Source organism: Halomonas cibimaris (assembly GCF_039537045.1).
In the GTDB taxonomy this organism is placed as follows: domain Bacteria; phylum Pseudomonadota; class Gammaproteobacteria; order Pseudomonadales; family Halomonadaceae; genus Vreelandella; species Vreelandella cibimaris.
Genome location: NZ_BAAAZT010000014.1, coordinates 1 through 8,632, shown reverse-complemented (window position 1 = coordinate 8,632; position 8,632 = coordinate 1). Strand labels below are relative to the sequence as shown.

Here is an 8,632-nt window from a genome sequence, read left to right as displayed (position 1 = left end):
CTGATGGTCATGTTGCCTGCTGGGTGGGGGAGTCGAATGACGGTACTATGCCTGAAGGAACAGCGGGTTGGCGAGTCTCATCCGACGCCACCTGAATAGTTACAAATTTTTTTCAATTTGACTGGAACCGCAACGCTATGAGGCGCTTGCAAAACGCCACATCTGCTTCATATAGGCTCGCGTGAGCGGTGGTTTCAAACGTCAATGAGCCGGAACCTGCCATTAGACCTTCAGCAGATAAGGCCGTGCTACCAGGCGCAGTGTCATTAGCTGGCGGTGCCATGTCGGGTCCCGATGGCTGTATGTCAGGTGACGCGGCTACAGAAACTTTCGCCAAATTTTTACCCGGCTGGAAGCCTTTTTCCGCGGACATTCAACAGCGCATTTCCGACAGCAGATCTGTTGAGGCTGAGCCGGTGGGAGCTGGCGCGCTGGGTAGTGCTGCCGACGTAGACGATGCCGGTGCGCGCCATAAAAAGCCGAGCGCGCCGGCCGTGAAGCTGTAGCTAGGCGAGTCGAGGCTTGGGTATGCCCCGCGCCATGAATGCAGAGGAAGGACTCTGAAGTGCTAAATAATTATGCGGGCCTCAAAATTTAGGCCGATGATGGGTCTACTAAGTTCTCCAAATAATCAGCCCAGGCCTGCAGCATCTCCCGCCGCTGATCGAGATATTTGGTACGGTTGTAGGCGCGTCCGTTAGCGTCTTTCACGGTATGCGCCAGCTGCTGCTCAATAATGTGCTCTGGAAAATTTAGCTGCTCGGCTAAGATAGTACGTGCCATGGCGCGAAAGCCGTGGGCGGTCATCTCGCCCTTGAACCCCATTCTATCTAATGCGGCTTTCAGCGTAGCGTTGCTCATTGGGCGCTGATCGCTACGTGCCCCGGGAAAAACAAATTCTGAACGCCCGGTGAGGCCGTGAAGGTCTCGTAGGATTTTTACTGCCTGCGTTGGGAGGGGCACGATAAGAGGCTGCCCTGTTTTGCTCACATGGAAAGACCAGGTTTCTTTTTCCAGATCAAAGTCAGCCCATTTCGCCTGCCGTAATTCCCCCGGCCGAGTGAAAACCAGCGGCGCTATTTTGAGAGCGGCAATGGTCGCAGGTTGGCCACCGTAGCCTTCTATGGCGCGTAACAGGACAGCGACTTCTTCTGGATCAGTAATCGCAGCATGATGCCGCGTATTGCTTGATCGGAGAGCATCACGCAAGTCTGGAGTTGGGTCACGCTCCGCTCGTCCTGTGGCAATGCCGTATCGGAATATTTGGCCGCACAATGTTTTTACGCGATGGGCAGTCTCAATGTGGCCGCGTGCTTCGATGCGACGCAGGCAATCCAGCAGTTCGGGCGGCGTGATCTTGGCCAGCGGGCGCTTGCCGATAATCGGAAAAGCGTCACGTTCCAGCCGGCGTTTGTTGCGCATGTAATGTGCGGGCACCACATCGTGCTGATGAACCTGCTCAAGCCATTCCATGCCAACAGCGCCAAAAGTGTTGGCTGATGCATCTACACCTTGCTGGTGAGCAATGCGCTTGGCCGTGCTGGGGTCTATATCTTCAGCGAGCTGGCGTTTTGCATCGTCGCGGACTTCGCGTGCCGATGCCAGCGATACGTTTGGATATACGCCGATAGACAGACGCTTTTCCTTACCGCCGTAGCGATACTTCATGCGCCAGTACTTGCTGCCGGTTTTAGCTACCTCCAGGTATAGGCCACCACCGTCGGGCATCCTGTAGATTTTTTCCTGGGGCTTGGCTGCCTTGATGGCCGTAGCCGTTAGCTTATTAATTTGGCGACTCATTGGGGGCACCTTGGGGCGAATTTTGGCTTATGCCCCCAAGGGAAAGCAGGTCTTGGCACAAAGCGCATGGGCGTTAAGCCCGTGGTTCTGGGCTTTGTGCCTTTTACTTCCATTTGGGGGCATCAGCATATTGATCTCGACGTTATGCCCCCATTTATGCCCCCAGGCAGGTGGGGTGTCAAGAATCATTTTGGGACGTCCAGACACAAGAAAGGGGCCCGGAGGCCCCTGTTCATGCGGTTTGTGGAACGTTTTGGTGCTTCCTGAAACCTGATGTTGGTGGAGGCGGCGGGAATTGAACCCGCGTCCGCCGATACTCGCCCATTGGCTCTACATGCTTAGATTTCGTCTTTTGTTTTAGCGCGACCGACTCCGACGATCAGGATTCAGTCACGCGAGCCTTCCAAAGTTTAACAGTCGACGTGAAGGCGCCGCCAACTGCGATCCTGTCAGTTTTAGCTCGTATCTCCGCTGCCATGAACAGGCACATGGCTTTGGAGCCGGACAAGAAGCTAGCAGTTTTTACGCTGCCAGCGCGCCCTGAGCGTAGTTTTCGTCGTTTGCGACTATTTTTCGTGATGTTGAATTTACGAGATACATCACACTCTCGGCATGCACCGCAGGGGTTGTCATCAGCGTCGAGACCATGTCGCCCCCTTAACGTGTGAGCATTCTAACGTGCTCACTGCTCATTGACCAGCTATCCTTTGTTTTGTTCCCGCATGATGCGACCTTTTTGCCGCTGCCAGTCGCGGGCTTTTTCGGTAGCGCGCTTGTCGTGCTGTTTTTTGCCGCTGACCAGCGCCAGTTCACACTTGACCAGATTACGTTTCCAGTACAGCTTGAGCGGCACGCAGGTATGGCCCTTGTCTTGGGTTACGGAGAAAATCTTGGCGATTTCCTTGCGGTGCAAGAGCAGCTTGCGGGTGCGCGTGGGATCGGCAGTCTCATGGGTGCTGGCGGTGTCCAGCGGCATGATGTGGCTGCCCAGCAGCCAGGCCTCACCTCGACGCACGAGAATGTAGGTGTCGGTAAGCTGGGCCTTGCCCGCACGCAGACTTTTGACCTCCCAGCCGGCAAGCGCAAGCCCGGCTTCGAACGTCTCGTTGATGTGGTATTCAAAGCGCGCCTTTTTGTTCTGGGCAATAACGCTGCTGCCCGGCCCTTTTTTGGTTTTCCCCTTCTTCGTGGCCATGTCACCTCGTCATTGATCAGTGGGTTGCCCTTCGTGAATGGAAAAGGCGTGGTACCATCTGTGAAAATTTGCCCCAATGATACGCCTTGGGCACTGTGAAGTCAGCGGAGAGGTCAATGCCAACCGTGAATCGTTCCGCCTTGGTGCGGCATACGCCCCAGCAAATGTTTGAGCTGGTGAACGACTTTGAGCAATACCCGCAGTTTTTACCCGGCTGCCGCCGTGCTCGCCTGCTTGAGCGTGACGAGACTCATCTGGTGGGGGAGATGACGCTCGGGCGCGCCGGTGTCGAGCAGACCATTACCACGCGTAATGATCTTTATGCCCCTGAGCGAATCGAAATGTCGCTGGTGAAAGGGCCGTTCAAGCGGCTCAAGGGGCGCTGGCAGTTTATTGCGGTAGACGATGCCATGTGCCAGGTCAGTCTGGAGATGGAGTTCGAGTTTGCCAACCGTCTTTTGAGTATGGCGTTTGGCAAGCTGTTTCAGCAGATTGCCGTTCAGCTGGTGGATTCGTTTACCCGCCGTGCCGATGAGCTCTACGGCCGCTGATCGGTATGCAGCCGTCTAATGTCCGGGCAAGCTCAGCGGAAAAGGCTGCGCTAGAAAGCGAAAAAGCGGAAAGTGACGAGGAGCCAGGTGTGCCAACAGGCCGATTACTGCATATTGAGGTGGCGTTTGCCCTGCCGTGCCGGCAGCGGCTGATCAGCCTTGAGGTTGAGCCGCACACCACCGCAGCCGAGGCGGTTGAGCGGGCTAATTTGCCCGGCCTTTTTCCTGAAGTGCCGGACGCTATTTTTCGCCAGCCGGCGATAGGCATTTTTGGCAAAGCACTCCGTGCGCCACACAGCTACCGGCTGCGTGACGGTGATCGCGTAGAGGTTTATCGCCCGCTTGTGATCGACCCCAAGGCTGCCAGGCAGGCCAGGGCTCAGCGTCAGCGCGACCGTTAGCGCGGCGCGCTGGCCGGCCCGGCATCCGGCGTTGGCACCTGGGTGCTTTCCTTGGGTAGCGTATTCAGCGGATCGACCTTGTTAGCGGCGCCCGGAGTGGTGTTCACGTTCAGAGGTAGATCATCGGCAATGGCGCCATCTTTTTCCATGTTGATCAGCTGGCCGGCATCGTTGAACGTCAGCGTGACGCGCCGGGTCTCAACGTCACCGTAGGCCTTGTCCAGCTGGAACACGTAGTCCCATTCGCGGGCATCAAACGGTGCCTTGAGCAAGGGGCTGCCCATGATGCGTGTGACCTGACGCTGGCTCATGCCGCTGTGCAGCTGCTGAACCATCTCTTGGGTGACCAGGTTGCCCTGGGGAATGTCGCGTTTATAGATTCCCAGGCTGCTGCAGCCGCTTACGCTGGCCAAGGTAAGGGAAAAAGCGATGATTCTCGTCAGTTTTTGCATTTGCGCCTGTTCTTCACTATCGTGGTTTTGGTCGATCATAACCGACCTAACCTGCTACTGCGAAGAGTGATCATGGCCGACCAGAATAATGAACTGCGTAAAGCCGGGCTGAAAGTGACCCTGCCGCGAGTCAAAATCCTGCAGATTCTCGAAAACGCTTCGGGTCAGCATCACTTAAGCGCTGAAGAAGTTTATAAAACGCTGATTGATGCGGGCGAGGATGTAGGGCTGGCCACCGTCTATCGGGTGTTGACTCAGTTCGAGTCGGCTGGGCTGGTTATTCGTCACAATTTTGACGGCGGGCATGCCTTGTTCGAGATGGCCCAGGAAGAACATCATGACCACATCGTTTGCCTGGAAAGCGGCGAAATCTTCGAATTCATGGATGAAGTGATCGAGCGGCGTCAGCAGGAAATCGCAGAAGAGCACGGTTTTGAACTCATCGATCACGCGCTTGTGCTATACGTGCGCCCACGCGGCTCGGACAGCATGCGTCAGGAAAGCGTGCCACGGCCAAGAGGCGTTGCGCCAAAAAAGTAGCCTCGGGGCTCATTTTTCTAGCACCATGCAAAACCTTTCCAAGATGATGCAAACGGCAGGCTGCGGCCTGCCGTTTTTGCGTGTTAACGCCTGTGTTCGTTAACAGCGTCCCACAGTGCCCGGAGTCTGGGGCTTTTCAGGCGGCGGTTCAGCATACAAAGTCCGACATCGTAGTGGGGCAGCTCTGGTTTGACGCTGAGCACCCGAACGCGATCTGCCAGGGGGCTGTTATCCAGCACGATTTGTGGCACAACGCCCACGCCAAACCCCAGCCCCACCATGCTGACAATGGCTTCATGGCCGGCTACCTGGGCGTAGATGTGCGGGATAATCCCCAGCGCCTTGAACCAGGTATCGGTGTACTCGCGTGACAGGCCGGCCTCGGACAAGATCATGGGAACGTCGCGCCACTGCGCTGCGGTTGAACTTTCCGGGCGGTGCGGCAGCCAGCTCAAAGCTGCGCTTGGGACAATAAACACAAGCGGCGAGCGCGTGAGTGATTTAAACCCCAGCGCCGCTGGCGGATGCCGAGGTCTTGGCGTAATCGCCATATCGTCGCTTCCGAATAGCACTCGACTCATGGCCTCCGCCGGGTCCCCTGTGCGCAGCTTTAATTCAATCCCCGGATGCTGGCGGCGAAAATCGCTGAGCAGAGTGTATAGAAAGCTGTAGCTTGCGGTGACCGAGCAGTAAATACTGATAGAGCCGGTGAGTTTTTCGGCCTCATCGGCCAGAGAGCGCTTAACGGCTTCCCACTGTTCCAGTGTCTCACGGGCGTAACGCTGAAATGTCAGTCCCTGTCGCGTTAGGGCCACGTGGCGATTGTCGCGCTCGAAAAGCGTTGCCGACAAGGTGTTTTCCAGCTGCTGTATGGAGCGGCTAAGCGTTGACGGGCTGATGTGACACAGCTCGCTGGCGCGGCCGAAATGGAGTGTGTCAGCGAGCAGCATAAAGTGGTGCAGCGTGCGAAAATCCATGGCGGCTCCGTGTTGCTATATTTGCAATGTTATATTGCAAATATAGCGTTTTACGCAATAGCGGTGGTGGCGTAGAGTCAGTGGCATGCCGTAGCGCTTGCTGCCTTGCAAGCCAGGCAGCGTAAAAGGGTGTTTTTCGAACCTTTTCTGTGCACGCTGTTGACACTGATTATACCGTTCTGGAGTTTCTGCTATGCGCGTTTATTATGATAAAGACTGCGATTTGTCACTTATCCAGGCAAAAAAGGTTGCGATCGTGGGGTATGGTTCTCAGGGGCACGCCCATGCTAACAACCTCAAGGAATCCGGCGTGGACGTTACCGTAGCGCTGCGCGAAGGCTCTGCGTCTGCCGCTAAAGCTGAAGCTGCCGGGCTGAAGGTGGCAACCGTCGCTGAGGCGTGCAAAGCCGCTGACGTGGTCATGATGCTGGCGCCGGATGAAAACCAGAAAGCCATTTATGAAAACGAGATGGCGCCTAACCTGAAGGAAGGCGCCACGCTGGCATTTGCCCACGGGTTTAACGTCCATTACAACCAGATTGAAGCGCGTAGCGATCTGGATGTTGTCATGATTGCGCCCAAGGCGCCGGGCCATACCGTGCGCAGTGAATTTGTGCGGGGCGGGGGTATTCCGGACCTGATCGCAGTTCATCAAAACGCATCGGGCAATGCCAAAGAGCTCTCGCTGTCCTATGCAGCGGGCATCGGCGGCGGCCGTAGCGGCATCATCGAAACCACCTTCCAGGATGAGACGGAAACCGACCTGTTCGGCGAGCAGGCCGTGCTCTGCGGCGGTACCGTCGAGCTGGTCAAGGCAGGCTTCGAGACCCTGACGGAAGCAGGCTATGCGCCGGAAATGGCATACTTTGAGTGCCTGCACGAGCTCAAGCTGATCGTCGACCTGATGTATGAAGGCGGCGTGGCCAACATGAACTACTCCATCTCCAATAACGCAGAGTACGGTGAATACGTTACCGGGCCCAAGGTGATTAACGAAGAGTCACGCGCAGCCATGCGCAAGGCGCTGAAGGATATTCAGACCGGCGAATACGCCAAGATGTTTATCACTGAAGGCGAGACGAACTACCCTTCCATGACCGCGCGCCGTCGCCTCAACGCCGAGCACGAAATGGAAAAGGTCGGTGCCAAGCTGCGTGGCATGATGCCCTGGATTGCTGCCAATCAGCTGGTGGATAAAGAGAAGAACTAAGCCAAGTCGCTTCGCTTAGCGATAGGCGGCCGCGATATGGCGGCGTATCAAGGCGCGCACGGCACGACCGTGCGCGCTTTTTTGCGTTTTGCGCTCAAAGGTTTGGGGCCTTGCCGATGATGGGTGCGTTGCTGCCATGTAGAATGCAAACTGGGACGCAACAGATTTTTATTTCAGAGGGGAGGCCACTCATGAGTCAGGATGTTCACTGTGGTGCAGGGTATTTGCTATGACTGAAGAGAATCGTGATAGCGTGCCGTCCTCGGCATCCCGCGACGATCAGGCGGGCACTCGGCGCAACAAAGACCTTGCCGCTGCCTTCATGCGAGAGACCGAGGTGGTAGAAGAATCCATGGAAGGCGGGGAGAAAGTGCGTCGCAAAGGCATTTATCTGCTGCCCAATTTGTTTACCACCTCGGCGCTGTTCTCCGGATTTTTTGCCGTAGTGGCGGGTATTAACGGCGATTTTTCAGCGGCTGCCGTGGCAATCTTTATCGCCATGGTGCTGGACGGTCTGGACGGCCGCGTGGCGCGTATGACCAATACGCAAAGCGAGTTCGGCGCTGAATATGACAGCCTGGCCGATATGCTTTCGTTCGGCATGGCCCCGGCGCTGGTGGCCTTTACCTGGATTTTACAGGATATCGGCAAGACCGGCTGGGTGGTGGCATTTTTGTACGTCGCCTGTGCGGCACTGCGCTTGGCGCGCTTCAATGTGCAGATTGGCAGCGTGGATAAAAGATGGTTTATCGGGCTGCCTAGTCCTTCGGCCGCGGCGCTGGTGGCGGCAAGCGTATGGACATTTAACAGCTTTGAAGCCAATGAGCTGGGTTTTAAGCTATTGATGCTGGGGCTGGTAGCCGCCGCCGGGATCCTGATGGTGAGCAACGTGCGCTATTACAGCTTCAAGGATATTGACTTCAAAAAGCCGGTGCCTTTTGTCGTGCTGTTAGCGGTTGTGCTGGGCTTTGTGATGATTTCCGTCGAGCCTTCTGTCATGCTGCTGCTGCTCTTTGGCGCTTACGTTGCGTCAGGGCCAGTTCAGGCAGTGATGCGTAAGTTAAAACCCGGGCAATAATTTATTTCCTGCCATCCCTTGCCAAACGCCGCCTCAGCCCGTAGAGTACGCATCCGCTGCAGGCGACGCCAAGCGTTGCCCGCGGTGAAAGGCCCAAAAAAGGCCTTGGGTGTCAACAATTTATGCGAGTTTAAAATCGTGGCGGTTTAAAGAATCGCAGTTGACAACCACTTCAAGGCGTGTAGAATACGCCTTCCTCGCAGCAGAGACGGCAAGTCATCGCCGTTTTGCAGGCCGACATAACGGCCTTGCGAGACGCTCTTTAACAAGTTGATCAGGTAATTCATGTGGGCGCTTGCCTGAGTGGGTGACAAATCACCTATTATCAAGGCAAGTGTCTCGTCAAAAACCTTCGGGTTTTGTTTGAGACGTTTGAAACCTTGAGCCAAGATTGATTCGCTTTTTCCAACGCCCTCGGGCGGCGGAAA

10 protein-coding genes and 1 other RNA gene are annotated in these 8,632 nt (G+C 56.0%); 5 read left to right on the top strand and 6 right to left on the bottom strand.

The window, feature by feature from the left end; all coding sequences use genetic code 11:
* Nucleotides 1-594 precede the first annotated feature (594 nt).
* From ABD654_RS01680 to smpB, 3 genes are all read right to left on the bottom strand, one after another.
* Nucleotides 595-1,800 (bottom strand): tyrosine-type recombinase/integrase, encoded by a 1,206-nt coding sequence (locus ABD654_RS01680; protein WP_017428894.1) that lies wholly within the window; start codon nt 1,798-1,800, stop codon nt 595-597.
* A gap of 277 nt (nt 1,801-2,077) precedes the next feature.
* Nucleotides 2,078-2,457: a transfer-messenger RNA gene (gene ssrA / locus ABD654_RS01675) on the bottom strand.
* A gap of 43 nt (nt 2,458-2,500) precedes the next feature.
* Nucleotides 2,501-2,995, bottom strand: coding sequence for an SsrA-binding protein SmpB (gene smpB / locus ABD654_RS01670; RefSeq protein WP_344701652.1), 495 nt, complete (start codon nt 2,993-2,995; stop codon nt 2,501-2,503).
* A gap of 116 nt (nt 2,996-3,111) precedes the next feature.
* Between smpB and ABD654_RS01665 the strand changes: the two genes are divergently transcribed.
* Together ABD654_RS01665 and ABD654_RS01660 are read left to right on the top strand one after the other, a co-directional pair.
* Nucleotides 3,112-3,546, top strand: coding sequence for a type II toxin-antitoxin system RatA family toxin (locus tag ABD654_RS01665; RefSeq protein ID WP_344701650.1), 435 nt, complete (start codon nt 3,112-3,114; stop codon nt 3,544-3,546).
* A gap of 89 nt (nt 3,547-3,635) precedes the next feature.
* Nucleotides 3,636-3,947, top strand: coding sequence for an RnfH family protein (locus ABD654_RS01660; RefSeq protein ID WP_344701648.1), 312 nt, complete (start codon nt 3,636-3,638; stop codon nt 3,945-3,947).
* Here ABD654_RS01660 and ABD654_RS01655 read toward each other — a convergent pair.
* Nucleotides 3,944-4,438 (bottom strand): outer membrane protein assembly factor BamE, encoded by a 495-nt coding sequence (locus tag ABD654_RS01655; RefSeq protein ID WP_344701646.1) that lies wholly within the window; start codon nt 4,436-4,438, stop codon nt 3,944-3,946. The genes ABD654_RS01660 and ABD654_RS01655 overlap by 4 nt on opposite strands.
* 33 nt (nt 4,439-4,471) lie before the next feature.
* Here ABD654_RS01655 and fur point away from each other — a divergent pair, with 33 nt between their 5' ends.
* Nucleotides 4,472-4,939, top strand: a complete 468-nt coding sequence (fur, locus tag ABD654_RS01650; RefSeq protein WP_344701644.1) for a ferric iron uptake transcriptional regulator — start codon at nt 4,472-4,474, stop codon at nt 4,937-4,939.
* Between the two features lie 83 nt (nt 4,940-5,022).
* Here fur and ilvY read toward each other — a convergent pair whose 3' ends face one another.
* Nucleotides 5,023-5,916, bottom strand: a complete 894-nt coding sequence (gene ilvY / locus ABD654_RS01645) for an HTH-type transcriptional activator IlvY (protein WP_344701642.1) — start codon at nt 5,914-5,916, stop codon at nt 5,023-5,025.
* A 193-nt stretch (nt 5,917-6,109) separates the two neighbouring features.
* On the opposite strand from ilvY, the gene ilvC reads away from it, so the two are divergent.
* A complete protein-coding gene (gene ilvC / locus ABD654_RS01640; protein WP_344701640.1) occupies nt 6,110-7,126 on the top strand; it encodes a ketol-acid reductoisomerase in 1,017 nt (338 codons plus the stop codon).
* Between the two features lie 229 nt (nt 7,127-7,355).
* Nucleotides 7,356-8,204: a CDP-diacylglycerol--serine O-phosphatidyltransferase gene (gene pssA, locus ABD654_RS01635; protein WP_344701638.1), complete on the top strand. Its 849-nt coding sequence runs from the start codon at nt 7,356-7,358 to the stop codon at nt 8,202-8,204.
* A gap of 146 nt (nt 8,205-8,350) precedes the next feature.
* Here the strand turns inward: pssA and ABD654_RS01630 are convergent.
* A partial coding sequence (locus tag ABD654_RS01630; RefSeq protein ID WP_344701636.1) for a hypothetical protein occupies nt 8,351-8,632 on the bottom strand: 282 nt, incomplete at its 5' end.